This is a genomic window from Microcoleus sp. PH2017_24_DOB_U_A (assembly GCF_020738205.1).
GTDB lineage: Bacteria > Cyanobacteriota > Cyanobacteriia > Cyanobacteriales > Microcoleaceae > Microcoleus.
In genome coordinates this window covers 1-23,769 of record NZ_JAEQCT010000110.1, presented here as the reverse complement: position 1 = coordinate 23,769, position 23,769 = coordinate 1, and the positions used below count along the sequence as shown (strand labels likewise).

Sequence of the window (23,769 nt, the reverse complement as noted above, 5' to 3'; positions counted from 1 at the left end):
ATATCAACTCATCAACTTTAACAAAAATGCTAAAATCTTTTCGCAGAACACCCCTAGCATGGCTTCAGGTCAAACGAGAAAAACAGCGACTTGCTGTAGCCTTGGCAGGAATTGCTTTTGCTGATGTCTTGATGTTTGTCCAACTCGGACTCAATGATACACTCTACGAATCTGCCGCTAGCATTCAAAACCTATTACACGGCGATTTATTCCTAATCAATCCCATATCTGAAACCGTAGTATCACTGAAATCTTTTCCCAAAGAACGGCTATATCAAGCAGCAGGCTTTGAGGCCGTCAAATCAATCAATCACGTATACATGGGTAGCTCTCAATGGCAAAATCCCGAACAAAAAGAACAGGAACGCATAGTTTTAACTATTGGATTAGACCCAGCAAAATCAGCATTTAACTTACCAGAAGTGAATCAGCAAGCCGATCGAATTAAACCTTTAGATCGAGTGCTTTTTGACAGAGCTAGTCGCGCTGAATTTGGAGATATTACCAGTCTTTTCAAGCAATCCAATCCGCTCTCCGTACAAGTTAATGACAGACAGCTATGGGTTACAGGATTATTTAATCTTGGAGTATCCTTTGGGGCTAGCGGTACTATGTTTGTCAGTGATTCTACTTTTTTACATCTATTTCCCGATCGCAGATCCGATCGAATAGATGTCGGTTTAATCGAATTACAGCCGGGCGCAAACCTCAAGCAACTGCAAGCAGCACTCCGAAACCACTTGCCAGCCGATGTTTTGGTACTGACGCGCACTGAATTTGGCGATCGCGAAAAGAAATATTGGTCTAGCAGTACCCCAACCGGCTTTATTTTTGGATTTGGAACAGTGATTGGTTTTATTGTCGGGATTGTGATTGTTTATCAGATTCTCTATTCCGACGTATCCGATCACTTACCTGAATACGCTACCCTCAAAGCGATGGGCTACAGCGATTCTTACTTAGTTGGTATCCTGATTCAAGAATCTTTGATTCTGGCATTTTTGGGTTTTATACCAGGATTTATTCTTTCATCTGGATTGTATGTGATTGCTGGAATTGCTACCCTATTGCCGATTGGCATGACTTTTAATCGAGCTATTTTAGTGCTGGTTTTAACTATTATCATGTGTACCGTTTCTGGCACTGTTGCTATGGGCAAATTGCAGGGAGCCGATCCGGCTGATATTTTCTGAAATATTCCCACCATCAAAGTGTTTGTATTTAGGAGTTTATTTCTCAGATTCCGGAAATCTGAATTACTCGCTAAAAATTGACTTGTAACTTCATGTATTCTTTCTGAGATTTATCGCAATCATGCAAAATTTAAATCCCTCAAATCAGATTGATGTATCGGCATCAAATAAGCCTGTAATTTCTGCTTGCAACCTAAATCACTACTTCGGCGATGGAGAACTTCGCAAACAGGTTTTATTTGAAATAAATCTCGATATTAATCCAGGTGAAATTGTGATTATGACCGGGCCTTCGGGTTCTGGAAAAACAACTTTACTAACGTTGATGGGAGGTTTGCGATCGGCACAATCTGGTAGCCTGAAAATTCTTGAACAGGAGATTTGCGGTGCAAGCAAGCAGCAAATGATGTATTTGCGGCGCCAGATAGGTTATATTTTTCAGGCACATAACTTGCTGACTTTTTTAACTGCGAAGCAGAACGTCCGAATGTCTCTGGAATTGCACGACGATCGCCTGGGAGAAGATATCGATCGAATGTCTGCTAATATTCTTGAAGAAGTTGGGCTGGGACATCGCATTGATTACTATGCGGACAATCTTTCTGGAGGACAAAAACAGCGCGTAGCCATTGCCAGGGCTTTGGTAAGTCGTCCCAAGATTATTTTAGCTGATGAACCAACTGCTGCACTTGATAAAAAGTCGGGTCGAGATGTGGTAGAAATGATGCAGAAGCTGGCTAAGCAACAGGGTTGCACAATTTTGTTAGTAACGCACGATAACCGGATTTTAGATATTGCCGATCGCATTGTTCTGATGGAAGATGGTCGTCTGACCAAAGATAATGCTTTGTAAAGTTACTATTCACAAACTTCTGGCGATCGGGTAGAATACAGCTTAATACCGTTCAGTTAAGACCGATCGCCCCTAACCCCTCTTAAAAAGGGTGGGACAAGAACTTGCTCAAAGTCCCGCTACAACCAAGGGTATTGAGGGGATATCCGGGGGAGCAACAGTGTTAAATGAACTTTATTGAAATATAACTTGGTATATCACGATTTTTTGAGGAATAAGGATATGTCAGAATTTTTAGACTTTCTCAGACATCAGTTTGCCTACGTTGCCATTGGCGAATTTAAACCAGGAAAATTCAAAGAAGCCGAAGAACTTTTTGGCAAAGCGGTTGCGACTTATGCCACAGGTTTTAAGGGAGCATACCTGCTGCAATTGCCCAATACAGACAAAGGTATTGCCATCATTTTTTGGGAAAGCGTAGAAGAGATGGCTGCCAATCAAAGCGAATCTTATCAGCAAATATTGAAGCAGATGACGCCTTTGTTTGCAAAAATTCCCGACACTGATGTTTATGAAATTGTCAGTGAAATTAAGCAGAAAAGTGAATAATTAAAAATTTGGCAATCGGCGCGTCATTCCCATTCCCATCGGCGTCTTGCGCCCGACTCCGCTGTAAAGCGCAAAGTCTGCTAAAGCATTAATTTGCTTGACAGCAAGCGGATTTACATCTCCCATAATTCGGTAACTAACCTCGCCGACGCAGCCAATAAATTTACTGCGAGAATCCGTACAAACTTCGGTGCGGATATCGAAGAAACTGGGAAAGATAGCTTCTGTGAAAGTAGGTTCGATCGCAATTTCGCTATACTTGTTCCAACGATTTGCCAAACTGCCAAACACACTTTCTCTACTTGGCATCGCACTATCGTACACGCCTTGCCGAAAATTAGTAGGAGTGCAGAAGGTAAACGCAATTTGGCGCTCAGTTTCCGAAGCTTTGTCAAACAATTCGGCGTAACTGGAAAAGTTTACCCACGGCTGGTTTGCAGTGGGTTGGCTGACAATGTTAGTCACGTACAAATCTGTCGGGCCCAGATGCCACGGGCGCTCGAAGTTGAGTTGCTGCCACAGTTGAGTTAGGCGATCGAACAAACCGTCATCCAGCAGAGAAATGCGCCACCAAATCGCTGTATTTTCCCCAATTGCTTGCTTGTGTTCCCACTGTAGGGCCTGCAAAATAGTGCGCGCAGCCGGAGGCAAAACTCTCTTTTGTGGCTGTGGGTTGCTAGTTTTGTAAGTTTCTTTTCTGCTTACTTGGAAAGGGCTTAATGTGAAAGCTTTTTCGTTTGATTGGTCGTGCAGGTACGCGCTCAAATCGCTGTCTACAGCACTCACAAGGTTGAGAAATAAGGCGTGGAGATGCCGTCCCGTTAAAAATTGGGATGGGATTGGTGCAACTGGCAGTAGGTTTAAAATCAGGCTGTGAGGCATCTTTTAATTATATAGCTTTTTTCAAAAAAATAAGTTAGGATTTTAGATTTTAAATTTAAGATTTGTATCTATTCACGATGGTTTATGGTAAGGGCAAGCTAGAAAATATTGCGAAGATTCAATATCCGCCGCTCGCAGTAACTTCTGTAGCAGAATACATTGGTCAAGTAGGATTATAACTGAGGTCTTGCACCATTCCCAATTAGCTTTTTAGGAACGGGCTAGAAGCCCATTCCACAAGAAATCCATTCTTTGTGGAACAGGCATCTTGTCTGTTATTCAGAATGGTACAAGATGTGAGATTATAATCGACTTCAAACCCTAGTCAACCATTTTGAATAGACAGAAATTGCATTATCTCCAAAATACCCTGAAATTATCTGCGCTCATCTGTGTTTACCTGCCTGATATTTGGGATCGATCTAAGCAGATGGGTGAAAAAAAATCTTGGTATGTAACAATTTGATAGGTCGATCGCAAATGACAAGCAGATCCACACAGATAAAGGCAGATAATTTCCTCTCATAATCTATGAAACCACGCAGCTCTGACACTTTTCTCGTTAAAGCAACCCTGCTGCTAGTCAGCACCCTAACCGTGATGGCAGGAGCCACGATCGCCCCTTCCCTCCCAGCAATGCGGCAGCACTTTTCGGCTGTTCCTAATGCCGATTATTGGGTGAGATTGGTGTTGACAGCCCCAGCTTTGTTTATCGCGATCGGTGCGCCGATTGCCGGAATTGCGATCGATCGCTTTGGGCGCAAAGGCTTGCTGGGTTTATCTGTGTTTCTCTATGGCTTCGCAGGCAGCTCTGGCTTCCTGTTGGATCAAATTGGACTAATTTTGCTGGGACGGATGCTCCTGGGCTTCAGCGTGGCAGGTATTATGACGACTGCAACCACGCTGATTGCTGATTATTACATCGGTGCGGCTCGATCGCAATTCCTGGGATTGCAAGCAGCTTTCATGGGGTTCGGCGGCATGATTTTTCTCACCCTCGGCGGCTATTTGGCCGATCGCAATTGGCGGCAACCGTTTCTAATTTACCTGATGGCGTGGTTGATTTTGCCATTGATTTTGCTGGTACTTCCTGAACCCGATCGCCATCAAGATGCTGTTCAACAAACGGGTGCGATCGCCTCTGAGCCAGTCCCGCGGACGCTGCTACTGACAACCTACGGTATTGCACTGCTTACTCAAATCGTGTTTTACCGAAAAATTGGGTATAAAGCCCCGTCCTTCGCTTGACGGCTTTCTCTTGATTTCTCTTTGAATTTCTCTGAATCTGAGATAAAATACCAGCATGAAAACCCTGAAGTTTAAGCTGTATCAACATAAGCGGAATAGATTTCTCAAACGGTCAATTAACGCCGCCGGAGTTATCTACAACCACTGTATTGCCCTACATAAAAGGTACTACAGAATGTGGGGAAAACACTTAAACTGCTCCAAACTTCAGGCTCATCTAGCCAAACTGCGGAAGCGTAAACCCTTTTGGCAAATAGTAGGCTCTCAAGCAGTGCAGGATATCTGTCAACGCATTGAGAAAGCCTACCAACTATTTTTCAAGCAACATAAAAAGGGGGTAAGACCACCGGGATTCAAAAAAGTTAGAAGATACAAATCCTTCACCCTCAAGCAAGCAGGATACAAATTTCTCTTAGGCAATAGAGTTAGGATTGGAAATCAGGTTTATCAGTATTGGAACTCTAGAGAAATAGAAGGAACAGTCAAAACCTTAACCATTAAGCGCACACCCCTAGGGGAATTATTTATGATGGTGGTTGTTGACCAAGAAATAAGAGAACCCAAAATCAAATCCGAGACGAGTAGAATCGCTGGATTTGATTTTGGCTTGAAAACCTTTCTGACTATTTCAGATGGAACCAAGATTGAATCCCCCCAATTCCTCAAGCAATCCCTAAACCAGATTAAGCAAGCTAGTCGTCAGCACTCAAGGAAAGTCAAAGGTTCAAATAATCGAGAGAAGGCTAGAAAGAATTTAGTTCGTAAGTATGAAGATGTTTCAAATCACCGTACTGACTGGTTCTGGAAACTAGCCCATCACCTGACAGATAAATTTGATATCCTGTGTTTTGAGACTTTGAGCTTGAAAGGAATGCAAAGGTTATGGGGTAGGAAGATATCAGATTTAGCTTTGGGAGAATTTCTCCAGATTTTAGAATGGGTTGCCCAGAAGAAAGGAAAACTCATTGTTTTTATAGATCGATGGTATCCATCTAGCAAAACCTGTTCTTCCTGTGGTCATGTTCTAGAAAATCTGGATTTATCAGTCAGAGAATGGCGTTGTCCATCTTGTCAGTCTGTGAATGGACGAGATGAAAATGCTGCTAGAAATATTTGTGCGGTTGGGGCATCGACCGCTAAGTTAGGTGATGTTAGACAGGTTTTGCCTGCAATTGCTGTTTGACCTTAGAATCCCCGTGCGTTTACGCCGGGGAGTATGTCAAATGATTCCGGTGCAGATTCCGTTTTATCTTCAGCAGTTAATGGGTGCTAATGCTTCGCAAAGTGGATTGGCGATCGCCCTTGCTACTCTCGCTACTTCGATCAGCGCCCTGAGTTATCAACGCCTGAAAGCTCGTTTCACCTTCACGAACATTTATGCGATCGCCTTTGGGTTGATGGGGATTGGTTATCTGGTGATTAGTTGGGCTCGCACCTATGAGATAGTTTTGATTGGTTTGGCGATCGCTGGTTTAGGTGTGGGGTTACTGATGCCAAATATGAACGTATGTTTGACTTCATCAACTCCCGCATCTCTGCGAGGGCGAATTTTGGGCGGACTTACCACCAGCTTTTTCCTAGGTCAATTTATTTCACCGTTTGTGAGTCAACCATTGAGCCAATGGGTAAGTTTAGGAACAACTTATGGTCTAGCAGGTGGATTGATGCTGGCAACCGCAGCAATCACTTTAGGAGTCATGTTCCGGTAGTTTCTAGGCTGTGTATGGCGGGTCGATCGACTGCTCATTTTTTGGGAATTTTGATGCCAACCAAAACTTTTAAAAGTTATTTTTGTAACAATTTTATTCCGATGCTTTCCTGGATATTCTTAAGATTATGGGTCTATCTTTGTGCAAGCAAATATATGTGTAGGGGCGAAGCATGACCGCAGCAAATATGAGAGTATAACTAATAACTTAGATGCGGTCATGCTTCGCCCTCTTCCAAACCCAGATGCACCCAAAAATATCTGCGTCGCTCTGCCTGATATCTGCCAATACGGTTAACTTAAGAACAATCTGACTTGCAAAAAATGCCTGTATTGCCTATCAAATCGCGCTCGGAAATTCGTCAAAAAGCGTTAAGTTAACCGTATTGACATATCTGCGGTTGACCAGCTTTCAAAAATGCGTGCAATCATTCTCTTAATTAAAATAAAAATCTGAACGTTAAATCCTAGTTTTCTGATATCTCCCTGGTTCTCGCTTCCGATCGTGGACGATCGCGCGAATGCCATACTTCGACAAAAATTGATTGAGTTACAACAAGTAATTGTGGCTTGGTTCAACCCACACATCGTACAAGCAGGTTCCTGATACACTATACTATTTGCGTAGCATATTCGCCAGAATCCCCACATGATACCTGTAGCCTGGTTGGTGTCGGGATGGATCGGCAAATTGGTTAGTTTCGCTACATCATACTTGTAGCCAAGTTGGTGTATCCGATGTCACAGTTTTAACTCATTTCTTGAAGAGGTTTTTATGAATAGAGTAGAAGGGAAAGTTGCGGTTGTCACAGGTGGCGCTTCGGGAATTGGTAGGGCGACTTGTCTGTTGCTGGCGAAAGAAGGAGCCTGTGTAGCGGTAACGGATATAGCTGAGAAGGAAGGCAGAGGTTTGGTAGAAGAGATTACCGAAAAAGGCGGAAAAGCAGAATACTGGCATCTAAATGTTACACAAGAAGCGAGCGTTAAACAGGTGGTGTCTGAAGTTCGAGAAAAGTGGGGAAAAATTGACATTTTAGTGAACAATGCAGGGATTGTTGGTATCAATAAACCCACCCACGAAATCGCCGAACATGAATGGAATTCGTTGATGGCAATAAATGTAAATGGTGTTTTTCTCTGTACTAAACACGTTTTGATTTCGATGCTAGAAACGGGAGGTGGCAGCATTATTAATTTGTCTTCTGTTTACGGATTGGTTGGCGGCCCGGATATGCCTCCTTATCATGCCTCAAAGGGAGCAGTGCGGTTGATGAGCAAAACAGATGCGCTATTGTATGCCAAAAATAAGATTCGGGTTAATTCAGTTCATCCGGCATTTATCTGGACACCGCTGGTAGAGAAGTTGTTGGCCGAACAAGGTGATGTGACTGAAGGACGGAAAATTCTTGATAGCTTACATCCGGTGGGACACGTGGGTGAACCTGATGATGTTGCTTACGGTATTCTTTATCTGGCATCGGATGAATCGAAGTTTGTTACTGGTTCTGAATTGGTAATTGATGGGGGTTATACCGCTCATTGATAGTTGATAGTTGACAGTTGACAGTTGATAGTTGACAGTTGATAGTTGATAGTTGACAGTTGATAGTTGACAGTTGACAGTTGCACAGTTGATAGTTGACAGTTGATAGTTGCACAGTATGGAAATCAGACCGTTTCCTCAACTTTTTTGCTTGAGATTAGAACTGATATCATGTCCGGTAGATTAGCATAACAAAAACGGTTCGTGGCGAAGCATGACCGCATATAAGTTATTAGTTATCATCTCATATTGACTGCGGTCATGCTTCGCCCCTACGGATATATTCGCTTGCATTGAGATGCACCTTGCGGACTAAAGTCCGCACTACGAACCTTGCTTTTATTCTACTGACTCAAGTCCGCACTACGAACCTTATAGCATTGGGTGCGCGGCACGCACCCTAATTTTAGTGTGCTGTGAAGTTTTAGGCGATCGTGATTTCGGGCGACAAATAAACGTCTTGAATGGCGTTAAACAATTTTACGCCTTCTTCAAACGGACGCTGAAAAGTTTTGCGGCCGGAAATTAAGCCGCAGCCGCCTGCGCGTTTGTTGATTACCGCCGTGCGAATGGCTTCGGCAAAATCGGTTTTTCCCGAAGCACCGCCGGAGTTGATTAAACCCATCCTTCCTGCATAACAGTTGAGGACTTGATAGCGGGTTAGATCGATCGGGTGATCCGTCGTCAAATCAGTATAAACCCGCTTGTCGGTTTTGCCGTAACTATGACCGCTAGCTTTAGCAACAGCTTCGTAACCGTTGTTGCACTCCGGCAATTTTTGCTTGATAATGTCAGCTTGAATTGTCACTCCCAAGTGATTTGCTTGCCCGGTCAAATCAGCGGCTGTGTGATAATCTTTGTCTTGTTTGAAGATATCATTGCGGAGGTAGCACCACAGAATTGTTGCCATTCCGTACTCGTGAGCGTGGGCAAAAGCTTGACTCACTTCTTGGATTTGCCTGGTCGATTCCGGGGAACCAAAATAAATTGTGGCTCCGACTGCAACGGCTCCCAAATTCCAAGCTTGTTCGACGGAAGCAAACATTATTTGGTCGGATTGATTGGGATAAGTTAGCAGTTCGTTGTGATTGAGTTTGAGAATGAAAGGGATTTTGTGCGCGTATTTGCGAGATACGCTTCCTAACACTCCGAGAGTTGTCGCGACAGCATTGCATCCTGCGGAGATTGCTAGTCTGATGATGTTTTCGCTGTCAAAATAGATGGGATTTGGTGCAAAAGAAGCGGCCGCTGAGTGTTCGATTCCTTGGTCTACTGGCAGGATTGATAAATAGCCGGTATTTGCCAAGCGTCCGCTAGAATATAGTTGCTGGAGCGATCGCAAAACTTGAGGAGAGCGATCGGTTTGAGCGAAAATGCGATCGACCCAATCCGGGCCCGGCAGGTGCAACAAATCTTTAGAAATTTTTGCTTGATGGGTGAGCAAGTCTTCGGCTTCGTCGCCTAGCCAAGATTCGATCGCACTGGGAACTGATAGTGTAGCTGTCATGCAGATTTACCCTCTCAATTTCAATGGCAGGCTGATGATTGCAGACATTAGCCTTACTGATATTGTAACTGAAAAATCTTTTTTTCCATCCTGGCAACGATCGCCTGAATTTTTAACAACATTAGCGACAACAGCAACTAGGACGCGCTACTCTGTAATTAAGCTGGCAGTTCCGCCCGATAGCTGCTGCCTGCGATCGCCGATCGACTCACAACTCCTCCATCACAATGTCACACACTTACTTTGATTCTGAAAACAGCCACAAATCCTTCGAGATGCCCGGTGCTAGGCCCCACTACAACCCAGATCGCCCCGGACAAGTAGAGCATATTTTCCTCGATTTAGTCCTCGATATTCCCAAACAAAGTTTTCGCGGCACTTGCAGCATCCGCATAAATCCAGTCCGCAGCGGTATTGACAAATTAACCTTAGATGCTGTCAACCTGAACATTAAATCTGTCAAAGTCGGGGAAACCGAGCAGAATTTTGACAGCGACGGCGAAGTGCTGCAAATTCAACTGCACGAACCAACAACAGCTTACGAACCGATTACAATTGCGATCGCATACTCGGTCGAAAAACCCCAGCGCGGCCTCTATTTTGTCGGGCCAGACAAACACTATCCCGACAAACCAACACAAGTTTGGACTCAAGGCGAAGACGAAGATTCTCGCTTCTGGTTTCCCTGTTTCGACTATCCCGGACAGTTGGCAACTTCCGAAATTCGCGTGCAAGTTCCCAGACAACTTTTTGCAATATCCAACGGCGAATTAGTTAGCACAAAAAACGATGGCGACGACAAGATTTATCACTGGTCGCAAACCCAAATCCACCCGACATATTTAATGACCTTAGCAGTCGGAGATTTTGCTGAAATCAAAGATGAATGGAACGGCAAACCAGTTAATTATTACGTGGAAAAAGGCCGCGAAGCTGACGGTAAGCGCAGCATGGGCAAAACGCCGAAAATGATTGAATTTTTCTCTAAAGCATTTGGCTATCCTTACCCTTTTCCTAAATACGCTCAAGTCTGCGTCGATGATTTCATCTTCGGCGGCATGGAAAATACTTCGACAACTTTGCTAACAGATAGGTGCTTGTTAGATGAACGCGCCAGCCTGGACAATCGCGGTACAGAAAGCTTGGTCGCCCACGAATTAGCTCACCAATGGTTCGGCGATTTAGTCGTAATTAAACATTGGTCTCATGCTTGGATCAAAGAAGGCATGGCTTCCTATTGTGAGGTGTTGTGGACTGACCAAGAATACGGCAAAGAAGATGCGGCTTATTATATGTTAGGTGAAGCCCGCAATTATTTAGCTGAAGACAGTTCTCGCTACCGCCGCCCGATGGTGACTCACGTTTACCGCGAAGCGATTGAATTGTACGATCGCCATTTGTACGAAAAAGGCGCTTGCGTGTATCACATGATCCGCGCCGAGTTGGGCGACGAACTATTTTACAAAGCAATTCACACTTTTGTGCGCGATAACGCTCACCAAACTGTGGAAACGATCGATTTGCTAAGGGCGATCGAAAAAGCTACCGGTCGCAATCTGACATTTTTGTTTGACCAGTACGTTTATCGTGGCGGTCATCCAGATTACAAAGTTGCTTATTCCTGGGACGGCGACAGCAAATTAGCCAAGGTTACTATTACCCAAACTCAGGTAAAAGACAACAAAAATGGTAACGGGAACAGCAAAGATGTCTTTGACCTAAAAATTCCGCTCGGCTTCGGTTACAAACCAGAAAAAGATGCAGATGAGCGAAATGCTGCTAATATAAAAACTTTCACGGTTCGAGTTCACGAACGCGAGCAAAGTTTCTATTTTCCCCTAGAAGATAAGCCCGCATATATCAGTTTTGATGTCGGCAATAAATACCTAAAAACAGTTGCTCTAGAGTATGGAGTTGCCGAACTTAAAGCTCAGTTACAGTTCGATCCAGACCCGGTTTCTAGGATTTACGCCGCCCACGCTTTGGCGAAAAAGGGAGGCTTGGAAGCTGTGAAAGCGCTGTCAGAAGTTCTCAAAAAAGAGCCGTTTTGGGCTGTGCGGGCGGAAGTAGCCGGTCAGTTGGTTGATATTAAACTCGACCAAGCTTTTGATGGTTTAGTAACTGGTTTGAAGGATAAAGATGCTCGGGTGCGCCGTGCGGTGGTGAATGCGCTGGGTAAAATCAAGACTCACGAGACTTATAAGGCGCTGAGGTCGATCGTTGAAAAAGGCGATGACAGCTATTATGTAGAAGCGGCCGCAGCGAGTGCTATGGGTTCGATCGCAGGGGCGAATCCCGACGAAAAACCCACGGACGAACAGGTACTCAAAGAGTTAAAATTGGTTTTGAAGGAGCGTGAGGGCTGGAATGAGGTTGTGCGATCGGGTGCTATTTCCGGTTTGGCGCAAATGAAAACTTCGGAAGATGCGCTCAACCTGATTTTGAAATACACAGCCGTCGGTACTCCGCAAGCTTTGCGCTTGGCTGCAATTCGCTCTTTGGGGACAATTTCGACAGGTCAAACTAAGCTCAATTTGGAACGGATTTTGCATCGATTGGCAGAACTTTCTAAAGAGACTTTTTTCTTGACTCAAGTATCTGTTGTTGTCGGTTTAGGACAGATGGAAACTCGCAAAGCTATCAGAATTTTACGTTCTTTAGCTGACCAAACTCCAGACGGCCGCGTCCGCATGATGGCTGATGAAGCTGTGCAAAGAGTGCAGAAAAATGCTGGTTCTGATGCAGCGGTGAAGCAGTTGCGCGAGGAGTTAGATCAGGTGAAAAAGGACAATCAAGATTTGAAGAGTCGGATGGAAAATCTGGAGGCTAAGGCGAAGAAAGATTAGTTCAACAGTTGACAGTTGACCGCTTGACAGTTGACAGTTTGAGAGCGACCTCTACCTAGAAGGAAGAGGATTGGAGTAATGAATAGTCTGATTTTAATTTCTCCCGATCAGGGTTCCGACTTTCAACCAATTCTTTCTGGTAAGGTGCGTCGCTATGAGACTGTCGCTGCGATCGAGGATTGTTTCGGGCGACGCACCCTACCAGCTAACAGTTACAATAATTCTAGCATTAGGTATCCTGGAAGACATTTTACCAGCTCAACAGCAGCCATCTATTTTGTGGATGAATTTGCCAAAAGTCTCGAAACGCCGTTAGTTGTGTTGGGTGCAGTTTGCGATTGGCGATCGCCCTGTTATTAAAATAATCTTATTTTTTAGCTGTATTGCCTTGAAGTTTGGTATTTTAAGCACAGGTAAAATCCTACATATTTCTATTTCTGACTTAGTTATTGTCTCGACTGAGAGCGCAAATAGAACTTAAGCAATCCCACTCAATAAATAAACCGGGCTTTTTTTATGAAAAAATAGCTTTCAGCAATTATTTTTCATAAAAGGAACTGATTTTGCTGTATCGGTGGGTAAGTTCTAATAGATAATCGGGGTGTATCAACTTTTTTGTTTTGAATCTTCAACTGTCAATCAAGTTGAAGCAGCCTTTGCACCCTAAAGATTGCATAAATCATGAGTACAAGAACTATTGTATTGGTAGAACAATCGGCTGTCATTCCCTACCGCATTCAAAACGGACAAATTGAAGTAATGGTGATTACTTCTTCAACGGGTAAGCGTTGGGTGATTCCTAAAGGGTTAATTGAACCTGATATGACTCCTCAAGATTCCGCCGCTAAGGAAGCTTGGGAAGAAGCAGGTTTGTTGGGTAAGGTGTTCCCTGATTTGCTGGGAACTTATGAGTACCAAAAGTCTGGCTATATTTGTCAGGTAGAAGTATTTTTACTGCAAGTACAAACTGTTCTGGAAAAATGGCCGGAAGCTAGCTGTAGAAAGCGACAGTGGGTAACTATTCCGAAAGCAATTAAGCGGGTTAATGAACCGGAACTTAAACTTATTCTTGCTAATTTACCGAATCGGTTTTGCTGATTGAAAGGTTCGTAGTGAGGACTTTAGTCCTAATTAACTAACTCAAACATAGAGAAAGGTCGGCTCGCATTTGGGCCAAGGTACGTAGTTGCGCTTTAGCGCGCTCTTTCCTAATCTTATAAAGAGCGCTTTCATCGCAACTACGTACCTAATTTGTCTATCGCACTACAGTCGGAAAATCAATATTCCGGTGTAAATGGAAAGGACTGAAGTCCTCACTACAAACCTATGATATCGGTGTGAAAAGTTTTACCTCAAGCGTTAGCTGACAGAAAAGGAAGGCTTTCGGCTAAGTTATCCTTGACTTCAATGCCCTGTTTTCTTGCCCAAAACTGGCTTAAGAAATGAATTTGCCGCAAGCCAACAATTAAATTTAAACCTGGTACAAACATCCACCAAACTGTTAGCGGTTCTTTAATTCCTTCTTGGCGATAAAGTTCGTTAACTGTGTTATAAAGTTTGAACTGCACGATGTAAATCCAAGCAATTCCTACGAAGGAAAACCAACCAAACCATCCGGGAACGTCGGGGTCGAATATCCGCAAAGCTTGGGGGATGGCTACTCCTAAAACAAAGGGCAATAAGCAAAGTGTCCCCGACCAACCCTTGCCGTTATAACTCCGCAATTCTTCTTGAATAATCCATTTGTACCAGCCGTAATATAGCAGCAAGCTGACTCCAGATAGCAAGATTACTCGCCACAAAATGCGTGGCTTTCCTAAGGGTTTTTCGGACATTTTTAGATGTAAGATATGAATGGCTTTATTGATTATATTAACATTTGTTAATTATTGCAAAATTGCTTCTCGGATCGATCGCGCGGTAGCAGGGGCCAGCAGAACACCATTGCGGTAGTGGCCGCTAGCGATGAGAACCTTGCTGTTACTGGGAAGCGCTTCGATAATTGGGGCTGGGCGTCCTTCGGGGCGCGGGCGCAATCCCGACCATTTTCGGATGATTTCAGCTTCGGCTAAGGCTGGACAAAGTGCGATCGCCCTTGCCATCACTTCATCCAACATCTCAGCATTCGCCTGCACTTCCCCGCCGTTTTCGGGAAACTCTACCGTCGCCCCCACCCAACATTCTTGATTTGCCAAAGGTACAATGTGAATGTCATCGCAGGTAATTACTGGCGCAAAATCTGGGTTTCCCAAGGGATTTTTCAACCGCAAATGCAGCGCCTGTCCCAACACCGGGCGAATGTCCACCAATTGATTTAAGGATGCAGTGACAGCAGCAGTACCTAAGCCAGCAGATACAATTAGTTGATCGAATTTTTCAGTAACAGGCAAGATGCCTGTTCCACAAGATATTAAGTTTATTGTGGGGTTGGTACTATTTTCAGTAACAGGCAAGATGCCTGTTCCACAAGATAGGGAGTTTGTTGTGGAACAGGCATCTTGCCCGCTCTTGATGCCTTGAACTTCTACCCCAAACTGAAAATTAACTCCATTGAGCTTAGCAGCATCAACCAAAGCTAAAGTTAAAGTAGTTGGATCGACTTGCCGGTCTTGAGGCGAATAAATCCCAGCAATTATGTTATGATTTAAATCAAGATGAGGGCAAAACTCGCGCACTTGTTCCACCTCCCAAAGTTCTAATTTCCAACCTTGAGACTTGCGAGTTGCTGCTAGCTTTTCCCACTTACTTAAATCTTCTCCTTCCGAACACAGCAGCAAAATTCCCTGTTTGTTAAATGGAATTTTCCGCCCCGTAGCTGCTTCCAATTCAGGAATCAAAGTTTCGTAGCGCTGAAGGCTGGTTTCCCTTAAATGCCAATTTCTGCCCTTAGTTTTGTGGCTGATAACTCCCATCAAAACGCCGAGGGCTGCACCTGTAGAACCTTGTACTGGGGGCTGTTTGTCGAATACAGTGACTTTTAATTCGGGAAATTTACTTAGTTCAAAGGCGATCGAAGCCCCGACAATACCGCAACCAATAATTGCAATGCGAACCATTCAATTTTAGATTTTAGATTTTAGATTTTAGATTGTACAGAAGAATACCGGGCGGTTAGAAACCGCGGCTACATAAACGAAACCCGCCTCCGCGGGTTGAAGAACGGGCAGTAAAAATTACGTTTTACGTTATTTTCTTCAGTCCACGGAGGTGGACTTCGTGTGTGTAGACGCGGTTTCAACCGCCGTGGCAGTAAAAATTACGTTTTACGTTATTTTCTTCAGTCCGCGGAGGCGGACTTCGTGTGTGTAGACGCGGTTTCAACCGCCGTGTTCGTCTGTGTAGACGCGGTTTCAACCGCCGTGTTTTTGTGTGTAAACCAGGTTTCAACCCTACGTCCGATCTGCGCGACAAACTAAAGCGATTAGGCTTTAGGAAGTAGCTGCAAGAAAGTATCGAAATCCTTCACAGCTTTGCTATAACTAGCGGTGATTTTGGCATTGTCAGCCATTTTAGCAGCGTTATCAATCTCTACCAAATCAGCAAACAAACTCTTGGTCAAATCCATAGCTTGCTGTTGAGATTTCGGCAACAAACTGCCCGACACGGTTTTCATGGTGCCGCGCAATTCGCCGAGAGGCCCGTGAATGTAAGTTTTGGCATCAATCCAATTTTTTTTCTGAATTAGGGTTCCTAGGTTGTTCATGCGCGATCGGAACTCTGTCAGAGTAGGAACATAGCGCTGAATCTGTTGGATCTGGGCTGCTGTGTAAGTCGTGGGAACTTTTGCTTCGACACTGCTGCAACTAACCAGAAATGCCATCAAAAATGCCATCATCAAGGCAAAAAAGGAACGGGGACGAGTCATAGCGATTTTAGACTTTAGATTTTAGATTTCTCGTTGCGGGCCGGCACCGGGACACCGCCCCTACTTTGCACCGAGAGTTAGGTACAAAATATTATTTTACCTCCTTTTGGCGCAGAAAAGTTATCAGAGCACCGCCAACTTTTTCTGACCAATGTTCTTGAGGATAATGGGAGACTTCTTCTAGGGTGACTAACTCGGCATTTTTCATGGAATTGACTAATTTTTTAGCTGGTTCAACACTCAGCCAAGGGTCGGTTAAACCCCACACAAATAAGGTTGGGCTTGTCCATCCTTGTAAGCCGGATTCAATTTCTGCCATTGACTTTGGCAGTTGAATGTTGCGGATGGTGTTCATTAGCGATCGCCCTGCATCCGAGCTCTTCAAAAACGGGCGTCGGTAAACATCTAAATCCTTGTCTAATACCCTGATGCGACTTCCGCCTTCGAGGGTTCTGTCCACCAAAAGTGGGTCTTGCGTCAGCATATCGCCAATAAATGGCAGTCCCAACTGCTGCATTTTCCAAGGCAATTTGATATCTGCTGAAATTGGTGTATTTATAATGACTAAACGATCGATCTTATCGGGGTTTCGTAAAGCGTATTGAATGCCGGCAGATGCTAAAAATCCTTGGACGACTAGGGAAACTCGGTCTACTTCTAGGGTTTGAATAAAGCCTGTGAGGGCGTCTACAAAGGCATCGGGAGTATAAGCAAAGTCGCGTTTGTCTGGTTTTGTCGATCGCCCGTAGCCCACCCAATCCGGCGCGATCGATCGAAATCCCTGGGTCGCCAAATCCGGCATAATCGCAGTCCAGGTAAAGCTTTGGGACGGTATACCGTGCAGCAGCAACACTGGTGATTTATCACTTTCGTTTACCGGATTTGCTTCCCGATAAAACCATTCCAGTGACCCTACTTGAATTGTTTTCTCATCAATTGGCATTATTTTACTTGTTATTTATCAAAGAATAAGGCGGGTATTCCCCGCCTTACTTACTTAATAGTTGGGTACGCACAAAGCACCATTAGTCTCAACAATTGCCTAAAACCTTTTGTATCTCAGGTTTGTATCTAAGTCTCGATCCCCCTAAATCCCCCTTAAAAAGGGGGACTTTAAGAATACTCTTGTTCCCCCCTTCTTAAGGGGGGTTAGGGGGGATCTAGGCTTAATAGTAAGGCAGCAGTCTGGCACTACACAAGACGTATTTGTTGACAATGATAACTGAACGCCTTACCCAACTCATGAAAGTCCTGCTTAGAAATTCATTTCAGCAGCTTGAACTTTTTCCACCTGTTTCTTCTTGAGAACCAGCATAATTTGAGCCAACATAGTCAAAGCTACGAAAGCCATCAATCCTGTAACTCGATTGGCACTTTGTAGCACAATTTCTACATCTTTTTGACCGAAACCGCCTACATTAGGATTGTTCGTCAAAAGTTCGGCGGCTGCAACTGTTTGTCCTTCAGTAACAATCAGTTCTGGGCCTGCGGGAATTGTATCAACAACCGCTGCACCTTCTGCTGGTTGAATTGTCACTTCATAGCCACCATCTTCGGGTTGAGCAATTTTAGAAATAGTGCCAGCTACTGAGGCATTATAAACAGTATTGTTGCTCTTGGCGCCAGTAGGATAAACCTGACCGCGACCGCGGTTTCCACCGACATAAATTAGATATTTGCCGTAGTGAACTGACTTGTCAGTTGCGGGATTTGGCGACAAAACTGGGAATACCAATTCTTTGTATTGTTCACCAGGCAGCGGGCCCACTAACACAATATTTTCTTGGGTTTCGCTGTAAGGTTGGAAGTAAAGATCGCCGACTTTTTCCTTCATTTCTTCGGGAATTCTGTCAGCGGGAGCAATCTTGAAACCTTCGGGTAACATCACAACTGCGCCTACGTTCAAGCCGCCTTTAGTACCGTCGCCGGTAACTTGCTGCACGCTTTGATCGTAGGGAACTTTGACAATTGCTTCAAAAACTGTGTCAGGTAAAACAGATTGGGGGACTTCTACTTCAGTCGGTTTGGCACCGAGGTGACAGTTGGCGCAAACAATTTTGCCAGTTGCTTCGCGGGGAGTAGCGGGTGCTGTTTGCTGGGCCCAGAAAGGGTAAGCGAATGCTGCTTGGGGAAGTGCGATGTCGCTACTAAGAAAAAATCCGGCGGCGGCGATCGCAATTAAGGCAGTTTTGGCGATCGTCCTGGCACTGCGGCGAAATATCGCAGATAAGTTAGTTTGTGGCATCAGAGTATTCAATCTCAAAGGTTCAGACAATTTAGTGATTAGTCATTGGTCATTAGTCATTGGTCATTGGTCATTGGTCATTAGTTATTAGTTATTGGTTATTGGTTATTGGTTATTGGTTATTGGTTATTGAAACTAACTGCTAACCACTAACGACTAATGACTAACTACTAACTACTAACTGCTAACTAATGACTAATAACTATGACCAGGTAGGTGCTTCGCCGGTGCGGAAATCTGTTTCTTTCCAAGGGGTAAAGGCCACCTTGTCATCTGCGACAGTGGCGTGGGCCAAGGCGAGAGATAAAGGTGCGGGGCCGCGTACCACTTTGCCCTCACTGTTGTACTGAGAACCATGACAAGGACACATAAACTTGTTTTCGCTAGCATTCCAAGGCACGACGCAACCTAAGTGAGTGCAGACTGCGTTGATGCCGTATTCGGCGAGAGTTAAGTCTTTTTGCACCACGAGATAGGTGGGGTCGCCTTTGAGGCCTTGGGCCAAACTGCGATCGCCCGCAGGGTGCGAAGTCAAATATTCGCTAACGATGATGTCGTTACCCAAGGCATCTTTAGCTGTCACGCCACCGCCAACAGCCCCACTCGACGGAGGAACAAAATATTGGACAACGGGATAAAGTGCGCCCAGTGCCACACCTGTGACTGTACCGAACGTCAGCAAATTCATAAATTGGCGACGCCCCATATCGGGAACATCGGGATTTCCAGCAGAAGTTTGAGCCATGACCTGCCTTTACGGTTTTAAGTTACGTTTGTTTGTGAGCCAACTTGTACGTGCAGACAACTCGGACTATCGGTGCTAATCTGCTCGCACAAATTTGAGGCAGCGAAAATTCCTTTTAAGAATGCGCCTTCCAGCCTTTATTAGAGTATTATTACATTTTTTGAACTTTGTCTTTTAATGTTTAACAGATTCACTCAGGAGCAACCATGACGGGCAAGGATTTACACCAGCTACTCCTACAAAAATGGGGAAAGTCTTACGATATCAGATTGCGGCGGACGCGGGGCAAGATTTTTGTGCAGGTGATGTGGAAATATTTGGAACAGGTGTCTTTTCCGATGACGGAGGCTGATTATTTCGAGCATTTGGAGGCGGTGGCCAATTACCTCAATGGCTGGGGCAGCACCGAACAGGTGAGAGAATATATTGTCACTACTCGCGATCGTCCGCGCTTGGGCAAAGCTGTCAGCATTCCCCTGGATTTGGGCGAAAGAGCCTCGGAGTGGTTGCTTGACGAGTTTTGAGTCATTAGTCATCAGTCAATAGTCATCAGTCATCAGTCATCAGTCATATCCGAATGATACCGGAGTGCGAGCGTTCTGCTCGCTGCAAGGGAAACCACAACGGTCGATCGCCCCTTCGCAGCTTGTAAAGTTTTGTGTCTGGGCGGGGCTGGATTTTTTAAGTTGAAAGTCCCAAAAATCGTCAGGCAAATTTGTCAGCCAACTTGCTGGCGGTGAGAAACTAAGCTGTCGCGCAGCTAATTTTTGCAGTTTATTTTATTCAAACTCTGATGTGGCGGGCTTTCCGGCGCGAAGACTGCTGTGGGATTTAAATGTCGCAACAGCTTCTGGAGTTTTTTTAATTTTGGGCGATCGGGTTTCTAGCTGACCAAAATCATCCGAACCAATTTCTGTCAACACTTTCACATACAATGAGTCTCAGATATCTTGTGAAACTTAGGAGAATGTTGTAATGGGTGTTGCAGTTGGAATGGTTGAAGTCTTAGGATTTCCCGCTGCCGTAGAAGTTGCAGACTCAATGGTGAAAGCAGCCCGAGTTACTTTAGTTCGCTATGAAAAAATAACCCGTGCTTACTGGACAATTATAGTTCGAGGAGATATCTCTGAAGTGCAAGCAGCCGTTGCTGCTGGAATTGAATCAGTTAAAAAGGTCGATGGCGGAAAGTTGCTATCGTATCACATAATTGCTCGTCCCCACGAGAATCTCGATTACATTTTGCCGATCGGCTATACGCCTGAAGTAGAACAGTTCCGAATGTAGACAAAGTTTTGACAAAACTTTGGTATGGAATTTTAACTTTTAGTAAAATATAGAGGCGCGGGCGATCGCACCTCTATATTTTTATTGCCTGTTTATCCATCTTTTTTTGCTGCGGACACAAGTAATGTTGCAGCAGTTGGGTATGATGCGACATATTTGGTGGAAGCATAAACAAGTTTAATAAGTGCTATTTATTAAATTAATCAATCATAACGCATTATCAATATATCTGCGGTTGTTAAATTAACATGAGAGTGCAATTTAGTGTTTTTACTGCTCTTCGGAAAGAAAATTGGTTGAAAAAATTCCGTATTTTTACGGTTCCAATATGAAGGCATTCCTCCTAATACATATTCAAATAGCTGAGAAGTGACTTTCAACAAGCAATGCTAATTGATGTGAGCAAGCATTTTTTCTAGTTTATATTGAATTTCATCATTTTTAGAGTCCTGGCATTAAATAAAGTACAGAAAATAGTTACTGTTAATGAAAACTTGGGGCATATAAAGGGTAATAAATATGACAGATTTTAATTGAAGTGACAACAATACAGTGGAACAAAAGGGTATTGATATAGAAATCTGGGAACCCGAATTTATAGTCGTGCCAGTACCGAAGAACAGTACGAATGCAACTACATTTGTACAGATTCATATAGAAATTACTAATAATATACCAAGATTGTTTCCTTTCATAGATAAATTTTTAACGCCCGAACTTTTTACTGTTGACCGTAAAGAAATACGCCCTCAAAAAACGAGCGATAGACCAATAGCAACTAACTATTACAAGGGTATAGCAATTCCCCAAAATAGAGCTATAGTGCGGTCTTTTATGGCAAAGCTGTTTTGGCAAAATAACTGCCTGCAACTCCAAACGAGTCTTTTTTCTACTACCACAACCATTATTGGGCCTGAGAAAATTTATTTGTTTCAACCTTTACGACTAGGAACTTACCAGCTTCGATTCATCTACTTAACTCCGGGCGATAATTTCTTATTAGAAAATTCACCAGGGGAAATAATTAGAGTAGAAGAAAGTGAGAGAAGTTTGTTTGCAAGTCCTGCGATTAATTTACGATTTATTGAACCTGTGCCGCATCACAACAATCGAGTAGAAGTCGATAGTATGTGCTTTGAAACGCTAGTTCCTGAGCCAAGCTTAAGAGTTCCACTAACCGCATCATCTGCGAAAATTCCCGTACAGATTGGGATGAAAATTACCAACAATACCTCAACTCCTTTTCGCTTTATCTTATTTGATACATTGATTCCCCAACTAATAGGATAAAATGGTATGATACCTCGCCTAGACTGTGGCGGTAGTCTGGGATGGGTTATTCCTCAAGAATCCGACTTACAACTTGTGAAACCAGGAGAAAGCATTACTTTATTTCTCAAAGCTAGCCTTACAAGGCAAGCAAATAATCTGTTAAGCCTGATAGTTTCAGGTGGAGGTAGATCCTGTTCGAGGTTTAACGATCTCGCCTTCGGTACATACCAGATTCACTTAACATACAGATCCCTCACAGAAAAATTAGAGTTTTTATGTGAAGACCTCTGGATGGGAATGGTGAATACACCTTTTGTGGAGTTTAGGCTGATTCCGCCTTAAAGTGAGTCAAACGAGGAGGAAGAGAGAAACAGATGGTTTGCTGTATCTCCTAAATAATCAATTTGGTCGATCGTGGAAATTTATACACCTGTATCTATTAACAGCAATACAGTTGAAGTAGATGGCATTCACTTTCAAATTTTCATGCCAGATCGTGTCTTGACAATCCCCTCAAATAAGCCCTATGCTACAACTCTTGTAAAACTCGCTCTTCAGATTACGAATAAAACGGCAGCCTCGTTGCGCTTCCAATAGTTAAATAAAACGTTACAGATTCTAGGGAAATATGGTAAAAAACTGCGGTGAATTGTATCGATCGCTAATTTTTGGACTAAGCATTCGAGAGAGCCGTTCTACTGCTGGTAGTAGGGAAAATTGGTCTAAAAAAGTTCAGTATTTTTACGCTTAAAAGATTAATAGATTTGTCCTAATATATATCGTCAAATAGTAATGAGTCACTTTTAAAAAAGCAGAGCTAATTCATGTGATTAAGCATTTTGCCTTGTTTTTATTGGCTTTAATCCTTTCGGGTGTAATCGAACTGAGCCATAAGTCCGCAGGAGGGACAACGCCCTCTGATATAGGAATAACCAGGGTGGCTGAGTTGAAATCCGCTGAAATTGATGGCATCCGCTTTGAAAGCATAATGCCAGAGCCTGTATTGACCCTCCCCAAAAAACAACCTGACACTTCTGGTGTAATCGCGCTCGGCCATGTACCCAGATTGTTAGCTGGGGGTGTTGATGCCCAACTGGGGAGGGCAACTGAATTGACATCCTTTGAATCAACACATAGCAATGTAGTTGAAGTAGATGGTATCCATTTAGAAACTGTGGTGTTTAACCCGATATGGCCAATTCCAGCCAATCTGCACGGTGCAAATACCCCTGTGCAATTTGGTGTCCGCATTACCAACAAAACATCAGAGTCTATTCGCGTCCCCTTGGCGCTTAGCTTTGGTCCAAAGATTATAAAAATGGATGGTCAAGAATTAAAAATAGCCAACAAGGTAATTTCATCTGATCCACCGACCTTAAACAAACCCCTTTGTCCGTCAATCAAACCTGGAAAAAGTGAAACTTTCGTTTGGAACTGGATACTTCAGTGGCAGAATAATCAGCTTCAGCTTGAAGGTACTAATGCTCAAGGTGCCCCTTGGATTTATGAGCCTCTCAGTCCTGGCGTGTACTCGATTGCTTTAGAGTATGATGTCCGCAGCACAATAGTACGACTCTGCGAACTAATAACGCAAGTACCAAGGACAGAAGAAAAAATCTGGGTAGGTCGGGGAACTACTCCCTCAAAGAATATCAGCTTAGTCCACCTTTGAACATAAATTGCTGCAAGATTGCCATTATAAGATACTTCCAACAAAGGTTGATAAATGTTAGATATCTACTTTATAGAGGATAAAAAAATGTCATTACCCAGATATTCCCTGTTTTTATTTGTAACACCTTTGCTTGTGACACTAACAAGTCAAAAATGCGAAGCTTTCTCTATTACACCCGTAGGAGGCGGTGCTATTCAAAACTATGTGCCAGAAGTAAAATACGATTCTGGACGAGGCAAAGTCTTTCTCAATCCGCTGTCGGGGTGACAAGTCGCCTATAACGCTGATAGAATAAGGCTCATAGCTCTTATGCCTTGTTGATAATTAGGCAGTTTATGTGGAGATAAAGACATT

25 protein-coding genes are annotated in these 23,769 nt (G+C 43.8%); 16 read left to right on the top strand and 9 right to left on the bottom strand.

Annotation, left to right across the window (positions count from 1 at the left end; translation table 11 throughout):
* Positions 1-26 precede the first annotated feature (26 nt).
* The 3 genes from devC to JGK07_RS27055 all read left to right on the top strand — a co-directional run bounded on the left by devC (position 27) and on the right by JGK07_RS27055 (position 2,595).
* Entirely contained in the window at positions 27-1,193 is a 1,167-nt protein-coding gene (devC, locus tag JGK07_RS27065) for an ABC transporter permease DevC (RefSeq protein ID WP_293197495.1), read from the top strand.
* A 121-nt stretch (positions 1,194-1,314) separates the two neighbouring features.
* Positions 1,315-2,046, top strand: coding sequence for a DevA family ABC transporter ATP-binding protein (locus JGK07_RS27060; RefSeq protein WP_293197508.1), 732 nt, complete (start codon positions 1,315-1,317; stop codon positions 2,044-2,046).
* A gap of 222 nt (positions 2,047-2,268) precedes the next feature.
* Positions 2,269-2,595, top strand: coding sequence for an antibiotic biosynthesis monooxygenase (locus JGK07_RS27055; RefSeq protein WP_293184132.1), 327 nt, complete (start codon positions 2,269-2,271; stop codon positions 2,593-2,595).
* Here JGK07_RS27055 and cas6 read toward each other — a convergent pair whose 3' ends face one another.
* Complete coding sequence (gene cas6 / locus JGK07_RS27050; RefSeq protein WP_293224981.1) at positions 2,596-3,477, bottom strand: CRISPR-associated endoribonuclease Cas6; 882 nt, start codon at positions 3,475-3,477, stop codon at positions 2,596-2,598.
* 531 nt (positions 3,478-4,008) lie between these two features.
* On the opposite strand from cas6, the gene JGK07_RS27045 reads away from it, so the two are divergent.
* From JGK07_RS27045 to JGK07_RS27030, 4 genes are all read left to right on the top strand, one after another.
* A complete protein-coding gene (locus JGK07_RS27045) occupies positions 4,009-4,725 on the top strand; it encodes an MFS transporter (protein WP_293197492.1) in 717 nt (238 codons plus the stop codon).
* Positions 4,726-4,780: 55 nt separating this feature from the next.
* On the top strand, positions 4,781-5,908 hold the full coding sequence (locus JGK07_RS27040) for a transposase (RefSeq protein WP_293184125.1): 1,128 nt from the start codon (positions 4,781-4,783) through the stop codon (positions 5,906-5,908).
* Positions 5,874-6,434, top strand: coding sequence for an MFS transporter (locus JGK07_RS27035; protein WP_293184123.1), 561 nt, complete (start codon positions 5,874-5,876; stop codon positions 6,432-6,434). The genes JGK07_RS27040 and JGK07_RS27035 overlap by 35 nt, the downstream gene beginning before the upstream one ends.
* 774 nt (positions 6,435-7,208) lie before the next feature.
* Complete coding sequence (locus JGK07_RS27030; RefSeq protein WP_293184121.1) at positions 7,209-7,976, top strand: glucose 1-dehydrogenase; 768 nt, start codon at positions 7,209-7,211, stop codon at positions 7,974-7,976.
* 424 nt (positions 7,977-8,400) lie between these two features.
* Here the strand turns inward: JGK07_RS27030 and JGK07_RS27025 are convergent, their stop codons facing one another.
* Positions 8,401-9,483, bottom strand: coding sequence for a class I fructose-bisphosphate aldolase (locus tag JGK07_RS27025; RefSeq protein ID WP_293184119.1), 1,083 nt, complete (start codon positions 9,481-9,483; stop codon positions 8,401-8,403).
* Between the two features lie 227 nt (positions 9,484-9,710).
* Between JGK07_RS27025 and JGK07_RS27020 the strand changes: the two genes are divergently transcribed.
* The 3 genes from JGK07_RS27020 (at position 9,711) to JGK07_RS27010 (ending at position 13,427) form a co-directional block, all read left to right on the top strand.
* A complete protein-coding gene (locus JGK07_RS27020; RefSeq protein ID WP_293189849.1) occupies positions 9,711-12,329 on the top strand; it encodes a M1 family metallopeptidase in 2,619 nt (872 codons plus the stop codon).
* 78 nt (positions 12,330-12,407) lie between these two features.
* A complete protein-coding gene (locus JGK07_RS27015; RefSeq protein ID WP_293197484.1) occupies positions 12,408-12,689 on the top strand; it encodes a hypothetical protein in 282 nt (93 codons plus the stop codon).
* A 321-nt stretch (positions 12,690-13,010) separates the two neighbouring features.
* Positions 13,011-13,427: an NUDIX hydrolase gene (locus JGK07_RS27010; RefSeq protein WP_293184117.1), complete on the top strand. Its 417-nt coding sequence runs from the start codon at positions 13,011-13,013 to the stop codon at positions 13,425-13,427.
* A 254-nt stretch (positions 13,428-13,681) separates the two neighbouring features.
* Here the strand turns inward: JGK07_RS27010 and JGK07_RS27005 are convergent, their stop codons facing one another.
* The 6 genes from JGK07_RS27005 to petC form a co-directional block, all read right to left on the bottom strand.
* Entirely contained in the window at positions 13,682-14,164 is a 483-nt protein-coding gene (locus tag JGK07_RS27005; protein WP_293184114.1) for a hypothetical protein, read from the bottom strand.
* Positions 14,165-14,215: 51 nt separating this feature from the next.
* Complete coding sequence (locus tag JGK07_RS27000) at positions 14,216-15,385, bottom strand: FAD-dependent oxidoreductase (protein WP_293242539.1); 1,170 nt, start codon at positions 15,383-15,385, stop codon at positions 14,216-14,218.
* Positions 15,386-15,750: 365 nt separating this feature from the next.
* Positions 15,751-16,194, bottom strand: coding sequence for a photosystem II protein PsbQ (gene psbQ, locus JGK07_RS26995; RefSeq protein ID WP_293184111.1), 444 nt, complete (start codon positions 16,192-16,194; stop codon positions 15,751-15,753).
* Positions 16,195-16,285: 91 nt separating this feature from the next.
* Positions 16,286-17,137 (bottom strand): alpha/beta fold hydrolase, encoded by an 852-nt coding sequence (locus tag JGK07_RS26990; RefSeq protein ID WP_293242542.1) that lies wholly within the window; start codon positions 17,135-17,137, stop codon positions 16,286-16,288.
* A 312-nt stretch (positions 17,138-17,449) separates the two neighbouring features.
* Positions 17,450-18,439 (bottom strand): cytochrome f, encoded by a 990-nt coding sequence (gene petA, locus JGK07_RS26985; RefSeq protein ID WP_293184106.1) that lies wholly within the window; start codon positions 18,437-18,439, stop codon positions 17,450-17,452.
* A gap of 202 nt (positions 18,440-18,641) precedes the next feature.
* Positions 18,642-19,184 (bottom strand): cytochrome b6-f complex iron-sulfur subunit, encoded by a 543-nt coding sequence (gene petC, locus JGK07_RS26980; RefSeq protein WP_293184104.1) that lies wholly within the window; start codon positions 19,182-19,184, stop codon positions 18,642-18,644.
* Positions 19,185-19,390: 206 nt separating this feature from the next.
* Here petC and JGK07_RS26975 point away from each other — a divergent pair, with 206 nt between their 5' ends.
* Entirely contained in the window at positions 19,391-19,708 is a 318-nt protein-coding gene (locus JGK07_RS26975) for a DUF3067 family protein (RefSeq protein ID WP_293214398.1), read from the top strand.
* A gap of 255 nt (positions 19,709-19,963) precedes the next feature.
* Here the strand turns inward: JGK07_RS26975 and JGK07_RS26970 are convergent, their stop codons facing one another.
* Positions 19,964-20,113 carry a hypothetical protein gene (locus tag JGK07_RS26970; protein ID WP_293197480.1) on the bottom strand — a complete coding sequence of 50 codons (150 nt, stop codon included), beginning with the start codon at positions 20,111-20,113 and terminating at the stop codon, positions 19,964-19,966.
* Positions 20,114-20,159: 46 nt separating this feature from the next.
* On the opposite strand from JGK07_RS26970, the gene JGK07_RS26965 reads away from it, so the two are divergent.
* The 5 genes from JGK07_RS26965 (at position 20,160) to JGK07_RS26945 (ending at position 23,682) form a co-directional block, all read left to right on the top strand.
* Positions 20,160-20,468: a carbon dioxide-concentrating mechanism protein CcmK gene (locus JGK07_RS26965; RefSeq protein ID WP_106149684.1), complete on the top strand. Its 309-nt coding sequence runs from the start codon at positions 20,160-20,162 to the stop codon at positions 20,466-20,468.
* Between the two features lie 552 nt (positions 20,469-21,020).
* Positions 21,021-21,758: a hypothetical protein gene (locus tag JGK07_RS26960; protein WP_293228908.1), complete on the top strand. Its 738-nt coding sequence runs from the start codon at positions 21,021-21,023 to the stop codon at positions 21,756-21,758.
* 6 nt (positions 21,759-21,764) lie between these two features.
* Positions 21,765-22,082 (top strand): hypothetical protein, encoded by a 318-nt coding sequence (locus JGK07_RS26955; protein WP_293228906.1) that lies wholly within the window; start codon positions 21,765-21,767, stop codon positions 22,080-22,082.
* Positions 22,083-22,566: 484 nt separating this feature from the next.
* The gene (locus JGK07_RS26950) at positions 22,567-23,412 is read left to right on the top strand and encodes a hypothetical protein (RefSeq protein ID WP_293228904.1); all 846 of its coding nucleotides are present in this window, start codon (positions 22,567-22,569) and stop codon (positions 23,410-23,412) included.
* 87 nt (positions 23,413-23,499) lie between these two features.
* Positions 23,500-23,682 (top strand): hypothetical protein, encoded by a 183-nt coding sequence (locus JGK07_RS26945; protein WP_293214390.1) that lies wholly within the window; start codon positions 23,500-23,502, stop codon positions 23,680-23,682.
* Positions 23,683-23,769 lie beyond the last annotated feature (87 nt).